Here is a 17907-nt window from a genome sequence, read left to right as displayed (position 1 = left end):
CTTCACTCCCGATGGTCGTGGGTCTGGGTGATACGGCCTTGTTCCACGTGGAACAAAGCGACTGGCGTTTCCGTCTGCCAGCCTTCCCTCAATAATTCGTGGTCTACACAGGTGATAAACACCTGGCAGCGTAAGTCTTCCAACAAGCGGCATAACGCACGGCGGTGTTGCTCGTCGAGTTCTGACGGCAAATCATCCACCAGATAAATACATTGACCGCGCCGGGCTTGGCTAACCAAGTGCCCTTGGGCGATACGCAATGCACACACCACCAACTTCTGCTGGCCGCGGGACAAGATATCCGCGGCATTATGTGCGCCTAACCGAAGACGCAAATCAGCGCGCTGGGGGCCGGCCTGGGTGTGGCCGATTTGCTGATCCCGCTGCAAGGACGTGGCGAGCACTGCGCTCAGTTCACGCTCTTTGTCCCAACCGCGGTAGTAGCTCAGCGTCAGCCCTTCGAGGTCTAACAACTCACTCAAGGTCTGCTCAAAGACTGGTTTCAAGGCTTTGATATAGGCACGGCGGTATTCATCTATTTCATCGCTGGCCAGACACAGTTCCCGGTCCCAGGCTGCTTGTGAAGCGGCGTCAAGTGTACCATGCCGCAGCCATGAGTTCCGCTGCCGCAAGGCCTTCTGCAGGCGCTGCCAAGTGGCCATGAAGCGCGGTTCCACGTGGAACACTCCCCAATCGAGGAACTGCCTACGGATTTTCGGCGCGCCTTCCAGCAAACGGAAACTGTCAGGGTTGATCAACTGCAGCGGCAGGATTTCTGCCAACTGCGCCGCACTGCGGGCATTTTGCCCATCGATGCGGATCTGAAACTCGCCGCCGCGATCACGGGATATCCCCAGGCTGCTGTGGCCACCTTCAGCCAATTCGACCTGACCAAACACCGTACACGCCAATTGTTCGTACTGAATCACCGGTAACAGGCGGGCACTGCGGAAAGACCGAGCGAGCCCCAGCAGATGGATGGCTTCCAGCACGCTGGTTTTGCCACTGCCGTTGGCGCCATGGAGGATATTGATGCGGGGGGAGGGGGAGAAGGTCACCGGGTGCAGATTGCGCACCGCGGTGACCGAGACGCGACTGAGGGACATCTAGCTTCTGCTGAGCATGATTACAGACGCATCGGCATAACAACGTAAGCCGAGTCGTCGTTGTCGGATTCTTGCACCAGTGCACTGCTGTTGGAGTCGGACAGAATCAGGCGAACCTGTTCGGTGGTCATCACACCCAGCACGTCCAACAAGTAGCTCACGTTGAAGCCGATTTCCAGCGAACCGCCGTTGTAGTCGACGCCCACTTCTTCTTCCGCTTCTTCCTGTTCCGGGTTGTTGGCCTGGATCTTCAGTTGGCCGTTGGCCAGTTGCAGGCGAATACCCCGGTACTTTTCGTTGGACAGAATCGCAGTACGGCTGAACGCCTCACGCAGAGCCTGGCGATCACCGACCACCAGCTTGTCGCCACCTTTAGGCAGTACACGCTCGTAATCCGGGAACTTGCCGTCAACCAGCTTGGAGGTGAAGGTGAACTCGCCGGTGGTGGCGCGGATGTGGTGCTGGCCCAGGACGATGCTGACGTTGCCGTCCGGCTCGGTGAGCAGGCGCGCCAGTTCGAGGATACCTTTGCGCGGCACGATCACCTGGTGACGGTCCGGCTGACCGATATCGGCCTTCATCGAACACATGGCCAGGCGGTGACCGTCGGTGGCCACGGCGCGAATAATGCCTTCCGATACTTCCAGCAACATACCGTTAAGGTAATAACGCACGTCCTGCTGGGCCATGGCGAAGCTGGTGCGCTCGATCAAACGGCGCAGTTTGCTTTGCTCCAGGCTGCAGGTCAGCGAACCCGGGCCTTCTTCCACGGTAGGGAAGTCATTGGCCGGCAGGGTCGACAAGGTGAAGCGGCTGCGACCGGCCTTGACCACCAGCTTCTGCTCATCGACCTTGATATCGATCAGCGCGTCGTTGGGCAAGCTCTTGCAGATATCCATCAGCTTGCGCGCGGGCACAGTGATCTCGCCAGGTTCAGCGGGCTCTTCCAGCTGAACACGGCCCACCAGTTCGACTTCCAGGTCGGTGCCGGTCAGGGACAATTGCTGGCCTTCGACAACCAGTAATACGTTGGAAAGTACCGGCAAGGTCTGTCGGCGCTCGACGACGCCTGCGACCAGTTGCAGGGGTTTCAACAGGGCTTCGCGTTGAATGGTGAAGTGCATGGTCTAGTCCCTTGCCTTAATAAGCTGCGCTGGTGTCATCAAGTAGTCAGTGTACGCAGCAGGTTCTTGTAGTCCTCGCGAATATCCGCGTCGGATTCCTTAAGTTCGTTGATCTTGCGGCATGCGTGCAAGACCGTGGTGTGGTCGCGACCACCGAAGACATCGCCGATTTCCGGCAGGCTGTGGTTGGTCAACTCTTTGGAGAGTGCCATGGCCACCTGACGCGGACGTGCCACCGAACGCGAACGGCGCTTGGACAGCAAGTCGGAAATCTTGATCTTGTAGTACTCGGCCACGGTGCGCTGGATGTTATCCACACTCACCAGTTTGTCCTGCAGTGCCAACAGGTCTTTCAGGGATTCGCGAATCAGCTCGATGGTGATGTCGCGGCCCATGAAGTGCGAGTGCGCGATGACCCGCTTGAGTGCGCCTTCCAGCTCACGCACGTTGGAGCGAATGCGTTGGGCGATGAAGAACGCGGCGTCGTGTGGCAGATCGACTTTCGCCTGATCGGCCTTTTTCATCAAGATCGCTACGCGGGTTTCCAGTTCCGGCGGCTCGACAGCCACGGTCAGGCCCCAGCCAAAGCGCGACTTCAAGCGTTCTTCCAGGCCTTCGATTTCCTTCGGATAGCGGTCGCTGGTCAAGATGACCTGCTGGCCGCCCTCGAGCAGGGCGTTGAAGGTGTGGAAAAACTCTTCCTGGGAACGTTCCTTGCGCGCGAAGAACTGAATGTCATCGATCAGCAAGGCATCCACGGAGCGATAGAACCGCTTGAATTCGTTGATAGCGTTGAGCTGCAGGGCCTTGACCATGTCAGCCACGAAGCGCTCCGAGTGCAGGTACACCACCTTGGCATTCGGGTTCTTCTTTAATAGATGGTTACCCACCGCATGCATCAAGTGCGTCTTACCCAGGCCAACGCCACCATAAAGGAACAGTGGGTTGTAACCATGCTTGGGGTTGTCCGCCACTTGCCAGGCGGCCGCACGGGCCAACTGGTTGGATTTACCCTCGACGAAGTTCTCAAAGGTAAAGGTACGGTTGAGGTAGCTGGTGTGCTTGAGCGCGCCTTCAACCTGCACGGTGCGCTGTTCGGCGCGAACCGGTGCTTGCTGGGAACTGGCACCCGCCATCGGATCGAAGCTGTCGCGGGACGGCTCTACGTTGGCCGGCGCGTTTTTCTGCGCCGAGGCTTTCGAAGCCGTCGACGCAGGAGTCGGCGTGTGGTTGACCGGTGCGGCCGCCGCCTGGGATTGCGACGCAGCCGCGGCCAATGGCGCATTCGGCGCAGCACGAGGCGCGGAGCTACGTTTGCTGCCTATTAACAGAGAGAGCACGGGCGCGAGGCCGTTGCCATGTTCATCGAGCAATTCGAGAACGCGGCTCAGGTATTTCTCGTTGACCCAGTCGAGAACAAAACGATTGGGTGCGTAGACACGCAACTCGTCGCCTTCGGCTTCGACCTGTAGTGGACGGATCCAGGTGTTGAATTGCTGGGCAGGCAGCTCATCGCGCAAAAGCTCCACGCACTGCTGCCAAAGTTCCACTGACACGGATATCCCCTAAGTTGAAAGCCGGTGAGGCAAAAACAGCCGCCATTGTAGCGGTCGGCCGTCCACTTATCCACATGTAGGTTGCGCACAGGCCAGCCAAAATCAACGTGTTAACGCGAATAAAGGCGACCAATGGTCTGTGCATAAGCTCTGTGGATAAGCGCCCCTGAGCTCGTTGCACAAGTGGGGTCGAAAGTCTGTGGGTAACTGGCCTGTGGATAACAACCCATTCCACCCACAGCTTATCCGACAGCGCAGCACAGGCAGAGCACCGTTTCTCCCCCGTGTTGTCATTCTCTGTACATCACGTGGAATATGGCCTTGAGGTAGTTATCCACAGAAGATTGCGTGCCTAGCTTTTATAAGCATTACAGAGAAGCTTTAAATAACTTCCTTCTTTATTTTTATATCTATGGCATTGCCTCTGGAAGCCGGTCGGACAGAAAAGGGCTGATGGCCTGTTAAAGAACTAATTCAAGGAAAAGCTGGTTGGAAATTGACCTAGAGGCTTGCTTTCTCTAGAATCGCCGGTCTCTTAAAACGGGGGCCATTCCGGCCCGTTGTGGACGAACCAGGTAACAACGCCATGAAACGTACTTTCCAACCAAGCACCATCAAACGCGCCCGTACTCACGGCTTCCGTGCTCGCATGGCTACCAAGAACGGCCGTGCTGTCCTGTCGCGTCGCCGCGCCAAAGGTCGTGCGCGTCTGGCAGTTTGATAATCCGGTACTGGTGGTGAGTCAGGACTTCAGTCGGGAAAAGCGTCTGCTAACCCCCCGGCACTTCAAGGCAGTCTTTGACTCCCCCACCGGCAAGGTTCCGGGGAAAAATCTCCTGCTCCTTGCGCGTAACAACGATCTGGATCACCCCCGTCTCGGGTTGGTGATCGGCAAGAAGAGCGTAAAGCTCTCCGTTGAGCGCAATCGCCTCAAGCGTCTGATGCGCGAATCGTTTCGCCTCCACCAGGACACTCTGGTTGGTTGGGATATTGTTATCGTCGCGCGCAAAGGCTTGGGGGACGTAGAAAACCCCGAATTGATTCAGCATTTCGGCAAGCTCTGGAAACGTTTGGCGCGTACCCACACGCCAGCACCAGCAGTCAGCACCGAAACTGTAGGGGTAGACAGCACCGATGCGTAAACTGGCCCTCGTTCCGATCCAGTTTTACCGCTATGCCATTAGTCCTCTGATGGCCAACCACTGTCGTTTCTACCCCAGTTGTTCCTGCTACGCGTTAGAGGCCATAGAAAATCATGGTCTTCTGCGCGGTGGCTGGCTGACCTTTCGTCGTTTAGGTCGCTGTCATCCGTGGAATCCCGGTGGTTATGACCCGGTTCCACCTATCCCTACCTCCCGTTCTTCTTCGATGGCCGAGTAATCATGGATATTAAACGCACGATCCTGATCGTCGCCCTGGCAATCGTGTCCTACGTCATGGTTCTTAAGTGGAACCAGGACTATGGCCAAGCTGCCCTGCCGACTCAGAATGTTGCTACCAATCAGGCTGCGCCGGCTATTCCGGACACCCCGCTGGGTAACAATGCGTCCGCGAGTGCCGATGTTCCCAGCGCGAATGGCGAGACCAGCACCCCTGTAGAAACGCCAGTTGTCACCAATAAAGACCTCATCCACGTAAAAACGGATGTACTCGACCTGGCTATCGATCCACAAGGTGGTGATATCGCGCAGTTGAAACTGCCGCTGTATCCACGTCGCCAAGACCATCCGGATGTTCCGTTCCAGCTGTTCGATAACGGCGGCGAACGTGTTTATCTGGCACAAAGCGGCCTGACCGGCACCAACGGTCCTGATGCACGTGCTACCGGTCGTCCGGTTTATTCGACCGAACAGAAGACTTATCAACTGGCTGATGGCCAGAACCAATTGAACGTCGACCTGAAATTCAGCCTCGACGGCGTCAATTACATCAAACGCTTCAGTTTCACCCGTGGTTTGTACGACTTGAAGGTCACTTACCTGATCGACAACGAAAGCAACAAACCGTGGAGCGGCAACTTGTTTGCCCAGCTCAAGCGTGATGGCAGCTCGGATCCTTCTTCCAGCACCGCCACCGGCACCGCGACTTACCTGGGCGCCGCCCTGTGGACAAGTAACGAGCCGTACAAAAAAGTGTCGATGAAAGATATCGACAAGGGCGCGCTGAAAGAAACTGTCCAAGGTGGTTGGGTTGCCTGGTTGCAACACTACTTTGTGACCGCCTGGATTCCGAACAGGGGTGAAGCCAATCTGGTTCAAACCCGCAAAGACAGCCAGGGCAACTACATCATTGGCTTTACTGGCCCGGCGTTGACCGTCGCACCAGGTGCCAAGGCTGAAACCAGCGCGACCCTGTACGCCGGTCCGAAAAGCCAGGCTGTGCTCAAGGAGTTATCCCCAGGTCTGGAACTGACTGTGGATTACGGCATCCTGTGGTTCATTGCCCAGCCGATCTTCTGGCTGCTGCAACATATCCACAGCATCGTCGGCAACTGGGGCTTCTCGATCATCTTCCTGACGATGCTGATCAAGGGGATCTTTTTCCCACTGTCGGCCGCCAGCTACAAGTCGATGGCGCGCATGCGTGCCGTGGCCCCGAAACTGGCTGCGCTGAAAGAACAACATGGCGATGACCGGCAGAAAATGTCGCAGGCCATGATGGAGCTGTACAAGAAAGAGAAGATCAACCCGCTGGGTGGATGCTTGCCGATTCTGGTACAGATGCCGGTATTCCTGTCGCTGTACTGGGTACTCCTGGAAAGCGTGGAAATGCGCCAGGCGCCGTTCATGCTGTGGATAACTGACCTGTCGATCAAAGACCCGTTCTTTATCCTGCCGATCATCATGGGCGCGACCATGTTCATCCAGCAGCGCCTGAACCCTACTCCGCCGGACCCGATGCAGGCCAAGGTGATGAAAATGATGCCAATCATCTTCACCTTCTTCTTCCTGTGGTTCCCGGCTGGTCTGGTGCTGTACTGGGTGGTCAACAACGTGTTGTCGATCTCTCAACAGTGGTACATCACGCGTAAGATCGAAGCGGCTACCAAAAAAGCCGAGGCGTAACTTACTCTGTGGATAACCACTCAAGACGCCCCCTAGTGGGGCGTTTTGCTTTCCGTCACTTTTGTTCTGGAACCTGCTGATGAGCGCTCCTCGTGAAACCATCGCTGCTGTCGCGACCGCACAAGGTCGCGGCGGAGTCGGTATCGTTCGAATTTCCGGGCCGCTCGCGGGCATTGCCGCCAAGGCCATCAGCGGTCGTGAGTTGAAGCCGCGCTATGCCCATTACGGCGCGTTTCTGGATGCGGACAACCAAGTGCTGGACGAAGGCCTGGCCCTCTATTTCCCGGGCCCAAATTCCTTTACCGGTGAAGATGTCCTTGAACTGCAGGGCCACGGCGGCCCCGTCGTACTGGATATGTTGCTGCAGCGCTGCCTGCAACTGGGCTGCCGTCTGGCCCGGCCGGGAGAATTCAGCGAGCGCGCGTTTCTCAACGACAAACTCGACCTGGCCCAGGCCGAAGCCATTGCCGATTTGATCGAGGCCAGTTCTGCACAGGCGGCGCGCAATGCCTTGCGCTCGCTGCAGGGGGCATTTTCCCTGCGTGTGCATAACCTGACCGAGCAACTGATCAGCCTGCGCATCTATGTGGAAGCGGCGATTGATTTTCCGGAAGAGGAAATCGACTTCCTCGCTGATGGCCATGTGTTGGCAATGCTGGATAAAGTCCGAGACGAGTTATCCACAGTGCTGCGCGAAGCCGGGCAGGGCGCTCTGTTGCGTGACGGCATGACCGTGGTGATCGCCGGGCGCCCCAATGCCGGCAAATCCAGCCTGCTCAATGCCCTGGCGGGCCGTGAGGCGGCGATCGTTACCGAGATTGCCGGCACCACCCGGGATATCTTGCGCGAACATATCCACATCGACGGCATGCCGCTGCACGTCGTTGACACCGCCGGCCTGCGTGACACCGACGACCAAGTGGAAAAGATTGGCGTGGAACGTGCCCTCAAGGCGATAGGCGAAGCAGACCGCGTGCTGCTGGTGGTAGACGCCACCGCGCCCGAGGCCGTGGACCCTTTCGCCCTGTGGCCGGAATTCCTCGAACAACGGCCTGACCCGGCCAAAGTCACCTTAATCCGTAACAAGGCCGATCTCACCGGCGAAGCGATTGCCATGGAAACCAGCGCGGATGGCCACGTCACTATCAGCCTGAGCGCCAAGTCGGCCGGGGATGGCCTGGAGTTGCTGCGCGAACACCTCAAAGCCTGCATGGGCTATGAGCAGACGTCGGAAAGCAGCTTCAGTGCCCGTCGCAGGCACCTGGAGGCGCTGCGCCATGCTAGTACGGCGCTAGAGCACGGTAGGGCACAGCTGACCTTGGCGGGGGCCGGTGAGCTGCTGGCTGAGGATTTACGCCAGGCGCAGCAACTGCTGGGCGAGATCACCGGTGCGTTCAGCTCGGATGATCTGCTGGGACGGATCTTTTCCAGCTTCTGTATCGGTAAATAGTCCTTCGTTGTCCACAGACAGGCCATTCGTGCCTGTCTGTTGCTCGTGTTTCAGCCATCTCCCTCCCTATTTTCATTCATGACCAAGCCTTTGGTGGCCTCGCCGTGGGCGCAATTTGCGTTGGCGCGTCTATTTCTGTGGATTAAGCCCTGTGAATAACCGCCCTTGTGCTCGGTTGATAACAGGGCTTGAAACCTGAGCAAAAACCCATCTGTGGATAACCACCGGTTTAATCCACAGGCTTAGAGCACTTATCCACGCCGCTCATGGGCACATGACCACAGACTTTTGAATCTCTGTACACAACGTAACTTAAGGGCTGTAGAGATCTATCCACAGAAAGTAGGCTCAGTAGAAATAAACATAAAAACAAAGATTTAATATATTTCTCTCTTTTAATTTCTATTGTCTGTGATTCATCCACAGCTGGTTAAATTTTGTGCAAAGGGTTCTTTAGGAAGGGCTAAGTCCCTATACTTGCCGCCAAAGCTCTAAAACCAGCTCAACCAATCAATTCCTAATTACCTACATAAGCAGGCACGAGGTGCGTGGTGGATTTCCCTTCCCGTTTTGAAGTGATCGTCATCGGCGGCGGTCATGCCGGTACCGAGGCAGCACTGGCCTCAGCACGCATGGGCGTAAAAACCCTGTTGCTGACGCACAACGTGGAAACCCTTGGTGCCATGAGTTGCAACCCTGCCATTGGCGGCATCGGCAAAAGCCATCTGGTCAAGGAAATCGACGCCCTTGGCGGTGTGATGGCCATGGCCACCGACAAAGGCGGTATCCAATTTCGCGTGCTGAACAGCCGCAAAGGCCCCGCTGTGCGAGCGACCCGGGCTCAAGCCGACCGCATCCTGTACAAGGCGGCGGTACGTGAAACCCTGGAAAACCAGGCGAACCTGTGGATATTTCAACAAGCCGCGGATGACCTGATCGTCGAACAGGACCAGGTACGCGGTGTTGTCACCCAGATGGGCCTGCGTTTCTTCGCAGAATCCGTGGTGTTGACCACCGGTACCTTCCTCGGCGGACTTATCCACATCGGCATGCAGAACTATTCCGGTGGCCGAGCCGGCGATCCGCCGTCGATTGCCCTGGCACAACGTCTGCGCGAACTGCCGCTGCGGGTCGGTCGCCTGAAAACCGGCACGCCGCCGCGAATCGATGGCCGTTCCGTAGATTTCTCGGTGATGACCGAGCAGGCCGGCGATACCCCGATTCCGGTGATGTCGTTCATGGGCTCGAAAGAACAGCACCCGAAACAGGTGAGCTGCTGGATTACCCACACCAACGCCCGTACCCACGAAATCATCGCGGCGAACCTCGACCGTTCGCCGATGTATTCCGGGGTGATCGAAGGTATCGGGCCACGTTATTGCCCGTCGATCGAAGACAAGATCCACCGCTTTGCCGACAAGGAAAGCCACCAGGTTTTCATCGAGCCCGAAGGCTTGACCACTCACGAGCTGTACCCGAACGGGATTTCCACTTCCCTGCCGTTCGACGTGCAAATTCAGATCGTGCAATCGATTCGCGGCATGGAAAACGCGCACATCGTGCGTCCCGGCTACGCCATCGAGTACGACTACTTCGACCCGCGTGACCTGAAATACAGTCTGGAAACCAAGGTCATCGGCGGTCTGTTCTTCGCCGGGCAAATCAACGGCACCACCGGTTACGAAGAAGCCGGTGCCCAAGGTTTGCTGGCCGGGACCAACGCCGCGTTGCGCGCACAGGGCAAAGACAGCTGGTGCCCGCGTCGCGATGAAGCGTATATCGGCGTGTTGGTTGACGACCTGATCACCCTGGGCACACAGGAACCGTACCGGATGTTCACATCGCGGGCGGAATACCGTCTGATCCTGCGTGAAGACAACGCTGACCTGCGCCTGACCGAAAAAGGCCGTGAGTTGGGCTTGGTGGATGACGCGCGTTGGGCGGCTTTCTGCAAAAAACGCGAAAGCATCGACCTGGAAGAGCAACGCCTGAAAAGCACCTGGGTTCGCCCGGGCACCGAGCAGGGCGACGCGATCGCCGAAAAATTCGGCACGCCGCTGACCCACGAGTACAACCTGCTGAACCTGCTGTCCCGTCCGGAAATCGACTACGCCGGCCTGGTTGAAGTGACCGGCGGCGGTGCAGACGATCCACAGGTCGCCGAACAGGTCGAAATCAAAACCAAGTACGCCGGTTACATTGATCGCCAGCAGGATGAGATCGCTCGTCTGCGCGCCAGTGAGGACATCAAGCTGCCTGTGGATATCGATTACACCGGGATTTCCGGGTTGTCGAAAGAAATCCAAAGCAAGCTGGGGATAACTCGGCCGGAAACCTTGGGCCAGGCTTCACGTATTCCCGGCGTCACCCCGGCAGCCATTTCGCTGTTGATGATTCATTTGAAAAAACGCGGCGCGGGCCGTCAGTTGGAGCAAAGCGCTTGAGTTCGTTGGTCACCTCGCAACACGCCGAAGAGTTATCCACAGGAGCACGCCAGTTGGGCGTCGACCTGAGCGCCGCCCAGCATGAGTTGCTGCTGGGCTACCTGGCCCTGTTGATCAAATGGAACAAGGCTTACAACCTCACGGCAGTGCGCGATCCCGACGAAATGGTCTCGCGCCACCTGCTCGACAGCCTGAGCGTGATGCCGTTCATCGAAAACGGCCGCTGGCTCGACGTAGGCAGCGGCGGCGGCATGCCCGGCATTCCCATGGCCATCCTGTTTCCTGAGTCGCAAGTGACGTGCCTGGACAGTAACGGCAAGAAGACCCGCTTTCTGACCCAGGTCAAACTCGAGCTGAAGCTGGACAACCTGCAAGTTATCCACAGTCGCGTCGAAGCCTTCACGCCGCCGCAGCCTTTCAACGGAATTGTTTCCCGGGCTTTCAGCAGCATGGAGAACTTCAGCAACTGGACCCGCCACTTAGGCGACCGTGACACCCGTTGGCTGGCAATGAAGGGCGTTCATCCAAGCGACGAGCTGCTAGCATTGCCGGCAGACTTCCACCTCGATAGCGAACACGCCTTGGCCGTACCCGGTTGCCAAGGCCAACGCCATCTGCTGATACTGCGCCGCACGGCATGATTGGGAACACAAGCAAGAATGGCTAAGGTATTCGCGATAGCGAACCAGAAAGGTGGCGTGGGTAAAACCACCACCTGCATCAACCTCGCAGCATCCCTGGTCGCGACCAAGCGCCGGGTGCTGTTGATCGATCTCGATCCACAGGGCAACGCCACCATGGGTAGCGGTGTGGATAAACACGGCCTGGAAAACTCGGTCTACGACTTGCTGATTGGCGAGTGCGACCTGGCCCAGGCCATGCACTATTCCGAACACGGCGGTTATCAGTTGCTGCCGGCCAACCGCGATTTGACGGCGGCGGAAGTGGTTCTGCTGGAAATGCAGATGAAAGAAAGCCGTCTGCGCAGCGCCCTGGCGCCGATCCGCGAGAATTACGATTACATCTTGATCGACTGCCCGCCGTCGTTGTCGATGCTGACGCTCAATGCACTGGTGGCCGCCGATGGCGTGATCATCCCGATGCAGTGTGAGTATTTCGCCCTCGAAGGCTTGAGCGACCTTGTGGATAACATCAAGCGCATTGCCGAACTGCTGAACCCGAACCTGAAAGTCGAAGGGCTGCTGCGGACCATGTATGACCCGCGCCTGAGCCTGATGAACGATGTATCGGCGCAGCTCAAGGAACACTTCGGCGATCAGCTGTACGACACCGTGATCCCACGCAACATCCGCCTGGCCGAAGCGCCAAGCTATGGCATGCCCGCGCTGGCTTACGACAAGTCCTCCCGTGGTGCCATTGCCTACTTGGCATTGGCCGGCGAGATGGTTCGTCGTCAACGCCGCAACTCCCGTACCACTGCAGCCCAGCCAACTTAAGGAAACCCCATGGCCGTCAAGAAACGAGGTCTCGGACGTGGACTGGATGCACTGCTGAGTGGTCCGACTGTCACGACCCTTGAAGAACAAGCGGTACAGGCCGACGAGCGCGAGCTGCAGCATCTGCCGCTGGACCTGATCCAGCGCGGCAAATACCAGCCACGCCGGGACATGGACCCCCAGGCGCTGGAAGAACTGGCCAATTCGATCAAGGCCCAGGGTGTGATGCAGCCGATCGTGGTACGCCCGATTGGCGGCGGCCGCTTTGAAATCATCGCCGGCGAACGTCGCTGGCGCGCGAGTCAACAGGCTGGCAATGAAACCATCCCGGCGATGGTGCGCGATGTGTCGGATGAAACCGCCATCGCCATGGCGTTGATCGAGAACATCCAGCGCGAAGACCTCAATCCGATCGAAGAAGCGATCGCCTTGCAGCGTTTGCAGCAGGAGTTTCAGCTGACCCAGCAACAAGTGGCCGATGCGGTGGGTAAATCCCGCGTGACCGTGTCTAACCTGCTGCGCCTGATCGCACTGCCGGAAGTCATCAAGACGATGCTTTCCCACGGCGACCTGGAAATGGGTCATGCGCGTGCTTTGCTCGGTTTACCGGAAAATCAACAGGTTGAAGGGGCGCGACACGTTGTCGCACGAGGCCTCACCGTTCGTCAGACCGAGGCCCTGGTTCGACAGTGGCTCAGTGGCAAACCTGCACCGGTCGAAACGGCCAAACCTGATCCGGATATCGCGCGTCTCGAACAGCGCCTGGCCGAGCGCCTGGGCTCTGCGGTGCAGATTCGGCATGGTAAGAAAGGTAAAGGCCAATTGGTCATCGGCTATAACTCGCTCGATGAGCTTCAGGGCGTGCTTGCCCACATCCGCTGAAACATTTGCTTATGTAGCGCGTGATCGGAAATCACTACCTACCAGTTGAATAGGGGCAGAACCGCCCCTATACTCTGCGCGCATTTTGTCGGCACAAATTATGCCAAGTTATTGATTTCCGGCAGCCGACCATTGAGGAGCAAGAGTGGTGGAAACCCGCACGCCAAACACGTCGTCGTTCCATCGCTTAGCGGTTTTCCCGGTGTTAATGGCGCAATTTGTCATTTTGCTGATCGCCGCACTGGCGCTTTGGTATTGGCATGGCGTCGTAGCCGGGTACTCGGGACTCTGCGGAGGCCTGATAGCATTGCTGCCCAATATGTATTTTGCTCATAGGGCCTTTCGGTTTTCCGGCGCCCGAGCAGCCCAGGCTATCGTCCGGTCCTTTTATGCCGGCGAGGCGGGGAAATTGATTTTGACGGCAGTGCTGTTTGCACTGACCTTTGCAGGTGTGAAGCCATTGGCGCCGCTGGCTGTATTCGGCGTCTTCGTGTTGACCCAACTGGTCAACTGGTTCGCTCCCCTGCTAATGAAAACAAGACTTTCGAAACCTTAGGGCGTTTGAGGCAACCATGGCAGAAACAACCGCTTCGGGCTATATCCAGCACCACTTGCAGAACCTGACCTTCGGTCAGCTTCCCAACGGCGGCTGGGGCTTCGCCCACACCGCAGCAGAAGCCAAAGAAATGGGCTTCTGGGCTTTCCACCTGGATACTCTGGGCTGGTCGGTCGCATTGGGTCTGATCTTCGTCCTGATTTTCCGCATGGCGGCAAAGAAGGCGACTTCCGGTCAACCAGGTGCCCTGCAGAACTTCGTTGAAGTATTGGTCGAATTCGTCGATGGCAGCGTGAAAGACAGCTTCCATGGCCGTAGCCCGGTGATTGCACCGCTGGCACTGACCATCTTCGTCTGGGTGTTCCTGATGAACGCCGTCGACCTGATTCCGGTCGACTGGATTCCTCAGTTGGCCATCCTGATCACTGGCGATCACCACATTCCATTCCGTGCGGTGTCCACCACTGACCCTAACGCCACCCTGGGCATGGCCCTGTCGGTGTTCGCGTTGATCATTTTCTACAGCATCAAGGTCAAGGGCATCGGCGGCTTCATCGGCGAACTGACCCTGCACCCGTTCGGCAGCAAGAACATCTTCGTTCAAGCCCTGCTGATCCCGGTGAACTTCCTGTTGGAATTCGTGACCCTGGTTGCCAAGCCGATCTCCCTGGCCTTGCGACTGTTCGGCAACATGTATGCCGGCGAGCTGGTGTTCATTCTGATCGCTGTGATGTTCGGCAGCGGTCTGCTCTGGCTTAGCGGCCTGGGCATTGTTCTGCAGTGGGCGTGGGCTGTGTTCCACATCCTGATCATCACCCTGCAGGCGTTTATCTTCATGATGCTGACCATCGTCTACCTGTCGATGGCGCACGAAGAGAACCATTAAGACCAGTCTCGACTAGTCTGATGTCCTTCCCGGTAAAACGGGAAGGTGGCCTGAAAGGGCTATGAAACGATTTGTTTTACCGCTTTAAAATCTAAAAAACCTAAACCATACGACGTAAAAGTCGGGAGGAAAGATGGAAACTGTAGTTGGTCTAACCGCTATCGCTGTTGCACTGTTGATCGGCCTGGGCGCCCTGGGTACTGCCATTGGTTTCGGCCTGCTTGGCGGCAAATTCCTGGAAGGCGCAGCGCGTCAGCCAGAAATGGTCCCAATGCTGCAAGTTAAAATGTTCATCGTCGCCGGTCTGCTCGACGCCGTGACCATGATCGGCGTTGGTATCGCTCTGTTCTTCACCTTCGCGAACCCCTTCGTTGGTCAACTCGCTGGCTAATCACTCGAATTTTCGAGTTGATTGGGGTGATGGACAACGAATGAGCGAGGTGTTGGCGTGAACATTAATGCAACCCTGATTGGCCAATCCGTTGCGTTCTTCATTTTTGTAGTGTTTTGCATGAAGTTCGTGTGGCCTCCGGTCATCGCGGCTTTGCACGAACGTCAGAAGAAGATCGCGGATGGTTTGGACGCTGCCAGCCGTGCAGCTCGCGACCTGGAGTTGGCCCAAGAGAAAGTGGGTCATCAACTGCGCGATGCTAAAGCACAGGCAGCTGAAATCATTGAGCAAGCCAAGAAGCGCGGCAACCAGATCGTCGAAGAGGCTGTTGAAAAAGCCCGCGTCGAAGCTGACCGTGTGAAGGCTTCGGCTCATGCCGAGATCGAACAGGAACTGAACGGCGTCAAAGACGCGCTGCGTGCCCAATTGGGTGCTCTGGCGGTCGGCGGTGCCGAGAAGATCCTCGGTGCCACAATCGATCAAAACGCGCACGCGGAGCTGGTTAATAAACTGGCTGCTGAAATTTAAGCGAGGGCGATCATGGCAGAACTGACCACGTTGGCCCGACCTTACGCTAAGGCAGCCTTCGAGCACGCCCAGGCCCACCAGCAGCTGGCCTCTTGGTCAGCCATGCTCGGCCTGGCTGCAGCAGTGTCACAAGACGACACCATGCAGCGCGTGCTCAAGGCCCCGCGCCTGACGAGCGCAGACAAGGCCGCCACGTTTATTGACGTGTGCGGCGACAAGTTCGATGTGAAAGTGCAGAACTTCATCCACGTCGTTGCCGAAAACGACCGTCTCCCGCTTCTGCCGGAGATTGCCGCTCTGTTCGACCTGTACAAGGCCGAGCAAGAGAAGTCGGTAGACGTTGAAGTGACCAGTGCTTTTGCATTGAACCAAGAACAGCAAGACAAACTCGCCAAGGTTCTCAGTGCACGACTCGACCGGGAAGTGCGCCTGCAAGTTGCGGAAGACAAATCCCTCATTGGGGGCATTGTCATTCGCGCCGGCGACCTGGTTATCGATGGCTCGGTTCGCGGCAAACTCGCGAGCCTTGCCGAAGCATTGAAATCTTGAGTTTGAAGGGGCAGCAGAGCAATGCAGCAACTCAATCCTTCCGAAATAAGTGAAATTATCAAGGGCCGCATCGACAAGCTCGATGTGACCTCCCAAGCCCGTAACGAAGGCACTGTCGTCAGCGTATCTGACGGCATCGTGCGGATTCACGGTCTGGCCGACGTAATGTACGGCGAGATGATCGAGTTTCCGGGCGGCGTCTACGGTATGGCCCTCAACCTGGAGCAAGACTCCGTAGGTGCCGTTGTATTGGGCGCGTACACCAGTCTGGCTGAAGGCATGAGCGCCAAGTGCACCGGCCGCATCCTGGAGGTTCCGGTTGGTAAGGAACTGCTGGGTCGCGTAGTCGACGCACTGGGTAACCCAGTTGACGGCAAAGGTCCGCTGAACAACACCGAGACCGATGCGGTCGAGAAAGTTGCTCCAGGCGTGATCTGGCGTAAGTCGGTAGACCAGCCTGTACAGACTGGCTACAAGGCTGTCGATGCCATGATCCCAGTCGGCCGTGGCCAGCGTGAGCTGATCATCGGTGACCGTCAGATCGGTAAAACCGCTCTGGCGATCGACGCGATCATCAACCAGAAGAACAGCGGCATTTTCTGCGTCTACGTAGCGATCGGTCAGAAACAATCGACCATCGCCAACGTGGTTCGCAAGCTGGAAGAAAACGGCGCCCTGGCCAACACGATCATCGTGGCTGCCAGTGCTTCGGAATCTCCTGCGCTGCAATTCCTGGCACCGTACTCCGGTTGCACCATGGGTGAATTCTTCCGCGACCGCGGTGAAGACGCGCTGATCGTTTATGACGATCTGTCCAAGCAAGCAGTGGCTTACCGCCAGATTTCCCTGCTGCTGCGCCGTCCACCAGGCCGTGAAGCCTACCCAGGCGACGTGTTCTATCTCCACTCCCGTCTGCTGGAACGCGCATCCCGCGTTTCCGAAGAATACGTAGAGAAGTTCACCAACGGCGCAGTGACCGGCAAAACCGGTTCCCTGACCGCACTGCCGATCATCGAAACCCAGGCTGGCGACGTTTCCGCGTTCGTTCCGACCAACGTGATTTCCATCACCGACGGTCAGATCTTCCTGGAATCGGCCATGTTCAACTCGGGCATCCGCCCTGCAGTGAACGCCGGTGTTTCGGTATCCCGTGTGGGTGGTGCCGCTCAGACCAAGATCATCAAGAAGCTCTCCGGTGGTATCCGTACCGCTCTGGCTCAGTACCGTGAACTGGCGGCATTCGCCCAGTTCGCTTCTGACCTGGACGAAGCGACCCGTAAGCAACTTGAGCATGGTCAGCGCGTTACCGAGCTGATGAAGCAGAAGCAATACGCCCCAATGTCGATCGCTGACATGGCGTTGTCGCTGTATGCCGCTGAGCGTGGGTTCCTGACCGACGTTGAAATCGCCAAGGTCGGCAGCTTTGAACAAGCGCTGATTGCTTACTTCAACCGCGATCACGCCGAATTGATGGCGAAGATCAACGTGAAGGGTGACTTCAATGACGATATCGACGCTGGCATGAAAGCCGGTATCGAGAAGTTCAAGGCCACCCAAACCTGGTAAGCCGCAGCGGGAGCCGCAAGGCTCCCGCTTGCTAACCTGATAGGTGTTACATGGCAGGCGCAAAAGAGATTCGCAGTAAGATTGCGAGCATCAAAAGCACGCAAAAAATTACCAGCGCCATGGAAAAAGTGGCGGTCAGCAAAATGCGCAAGGCACAAATGCGCATGTCGGCTAGCCGTCCTTATGCGGAGCGTATCCGCCAGGTAATTGGGCATCTGGCCAACGCCAACCCGGAATACCGCCACCCGTTCATGATCGACCGCGAAGTTAAGCGTGTGGGTTATGTGGTTGTGAGCAGTGACCGTGGTTTGTGCGGTGGTTTGAATACCAACCTGTTCAAGGCCCTG

The 17907-nt window shown here is 57.3% G+C and carries 19 protein-coding genes; 16 read left to right on the top strand and 3 right to left on the bottom strand.

Annotation, left to right across the window (positions count from 1 at the left end; all coding sequences use genetic code 11):
* Positions 1-2 precede the first annotated feature (2 nt).
* The 3 genes from recF to dnaA are packed head-to-tail and all read right to left on the bottom strand — an operon-like array spanning position 3 to position 3786.
* A complete protein-coding gene (gene recF / locus L9Z73_RS04385) occupies positions 3-1106 on the bottom strand; it encodes a DNA replication/repair protein RecF (RefSeq protein WP_010565854.1) in 1104 nt (367 codons plus the stop codon).
* Between the two features lie 20 nt (positions 1107-1126).
* Positions 1127-2230 carry a DNA polymerase III subunit beta gene (gene dnaN, locus L9Z73_RS04380; protein ID WP_169876573.1) on the bottom strand — a complete coding sequence of 368 codons (1104 nt, stop codon included), beginning with the start codon at positions 2228-2230 and terminating at the stop codon, positions 1127-1129.
* A 38-nt stretch (positions 2231-2268) separates the two neighbouring features.
* Positions 2269-3786, bottom strand: a complete 1518-nt coding sequence (gene dnaA, locus L9Z73_RS04375) for a chromosomal replication initiator protein DnaA (protein ID WP_247396743.1) — start codon at positions 3784-3786, stop codon at positions 2269-2271.
* Between the two features lie 586 nt (positions 3787-4372).
* Here dnaA and rpmH point away from each other — a divergent pair.
* The 16 genes from rpmH to L9Z73_RS04295 form a co-directional block, all read left to right on the top strand.
* The gene (rpmH, locus tag L9Z73_RS04370; RefSeq protein ID WP_003213577.1) at positions 4373-4507 is read left to right on the top strand and encodes a 50S ribosomal protein L34; all 135 of its coding nucleotides are present in this window, start codon (positions 4373-4375) and stop codon (positions 4505-4507) included.
* A 13-nt stretch (positions 4508-4520) separates the two neighbouring features.
* On the top strand, positions 4521-4928 hold the full coding sequence (rnpA, locus tag L9Z73_RS04365; RefSeq protein WP_426101977.1) for a ribonuclease P protein component: 408 nt from the start codon (positions 4521-4523) through the stop codon (positions 4926-4928).
* Complete coding sequence (gene yidD / locus L9Z73_RS04360; protein WP_003213574.1) at positions 4921-5166, top strand: membrane protein insertion efficiency factor YidD; 246 nt, start codon at positions 4921-4923, stop codon at positions 5164-5166. Before rnpA ends, yidD begins: the two co-directional genes overlap by 8 nt.
* Before the next feature lie 2 nt (positions 5167-5168).
* Positions 5169-6851, top strand: coding sequence for a membrane protein insertase YidC (yidC, locus tag L9Z73_RS04355; protein WP_247396742.1), 1683 nt, complete (start codon positions 5169-5171; stop codon positions 6849-6851).
* Between the two features lie 79 nt (positions 6852-6930).
* On the top strand, positions 6931-8301 hold the full coding sequence (mnmE, locus tag L9Z73_RS04350; protein ID WP_247396740.1) for a tRNA uridine-5-carboxymethylaminomethyl(34) synthesis GTPase MnmE: 1371 nt from the start codon (positions 6931-6933) through the stop codon (positions 8299-8301).
* A gap of 551 nt (positions 8302-8852) precedes the next feature.
* The gene (mnmG, locus tag L9Z73_RS04345) at positions 8853-10745 is read left to right on the top strand and encodes a tRNA uridine-5-carboxymethylaminomethyl(34) synthesis enzyme MnmG (protein ID WP_247396738.1); all 1893 of its coding nucleotides are present in this window, start codon (positions 8853-8855) and stop codon (positions 10743-10745) included.
* The gene (rsmG, locus tag L9Z73_RS04340) at positions 10742-11386 is read left to right on the top strand and encodes a 16S rRNA (guanine(527)-N(7))-methyltransferase RsmG (protein ID WP_247396736.1); all 645 of its coding nucleotides are present in this window, start codon (positions 10742-10744) and stop codon (positions 11384-11386) included. Before mnmG ends, rsmG begins: the two co-directional genes overlap by 4 nt.
* Before the next feature lie 18 nt (positions 11387-11404).
* On the top strand, positions 11405-12202 hold the full coding sequence (locus tag L9Z73_RS04335) for a ParA family protein (protein ID WP_247396734.1): 798 nt from the start codon (positions 11405-11407) through the stop codon (positions 12200-12202).
* A 9-nt stretch (positions 12203-12211) separates the two neighbouring features.
* A complete protein-coding gene (locus tag L9Z73_RS04330) occupies positions 12212-13084 on the top strand; it encodes a ParB/RepB/Spo0J family partition protein (RefSeq protein WP_247396730.1) in 873 nt (290 codons plus the stop codon).
* A 148-nt stretch (positions 13085-13232) separates the two neighbouring features.
* Positions 13233-13640: a F0F1 ATP synthase subunit I gene (locus tag L9Z73_RS04325; protein ID WP_247396726.1), complete on the top strand. Its 408-nt coding sequence runs from the start codon at positions 13233-13235 to the stop codon at positions 13638-13640.
* A gap of 16 nt (positions 13641-13656) precedes the next feature.
* Positions 13657-14526, top strand: coding sequence for a F0F1 ATP synthase subunit A (atpB, locus tag L9Z73_RS04320; protein ID WP_053258795.1), 870 nt, complete (start codon positions 13657-13659; stop codon positions 14524-14526).
* Between the two features lie 133 nt (positions 14527-14659).
* Positions 14660-14917 carry a F0F1 ATP synthase subunit C gene (gene atpE, locus L9Z73_RS04315; RefSeq protein WP_002555987.1) on the top strand — a complete coding sequence of 86 codons (258 nt, stop codon included), beginning with the start codon at positions 14660-14662 and terminating at the stop codon, positions 14915-14917.
* Between the two features lie 57 nt (positions 14918-14974).
* The gene (locus tag L9Z73_RS04310) at positions 14975-15445 is read left to right on the top strand and encodes a F0F1 ATP synthase subunit B (protein ID WP_015886647.1); all 471 of its coding nucleotides are present in this window, start codon (positions 14975-14977) and stop codon (positions 15443-15445) included.
* A gap of 12 nt (positions 15446-15457) precedes the next feature.
* Positions 15458-15994 carry a F0F1 ATP synthase subunit delta gene (locus tag L9Z73_RS04305; RefSeq protein ID WP_247396723.1) on the top strand — a complete coding sequence of 179 codons (537 nt, stop codon included), beginning with the start codon at positions 15458-15460 and terminating at the stop codon, positions 15992-15994.
* Positions 15995-16015: 21 nt separating this feature from the next.
* A complete protein-coding gene (gene atpA, locus L9Z73_RS04300; protein WP_017848933.1) occupies positions 16016-17560 on the top strand; it encodes a F0F1 ATP synthase subunit alpha in 1545 nt (514 codons plus the stop codon).
* Between the two features lie 50 nt (positions 17561-17610).
* Positions 17611-17907: F0F1 ATP synthase subunit gamma (locus tag L9Z73_RS04295; RefSeq protein WP_247396720.1), on the top strand; the 297-nt coding region annotated here is incomplete at its 3' end.

The sequence above is a fragment of the Pseudomonas emilianonis genome, from assembly GCF_023072625.1.
GTDB classification, from domain to species: Bacteria; Pseudomonadota; Gammaproteobacteria; order Pseudomonadales; family Pseudomonadaceae; genus Aquipseudomonas; species Aquipseudomonas paraveronii.
This window is presented reverse-complemented; position numbering and strand designations above follow the sequence as displayed.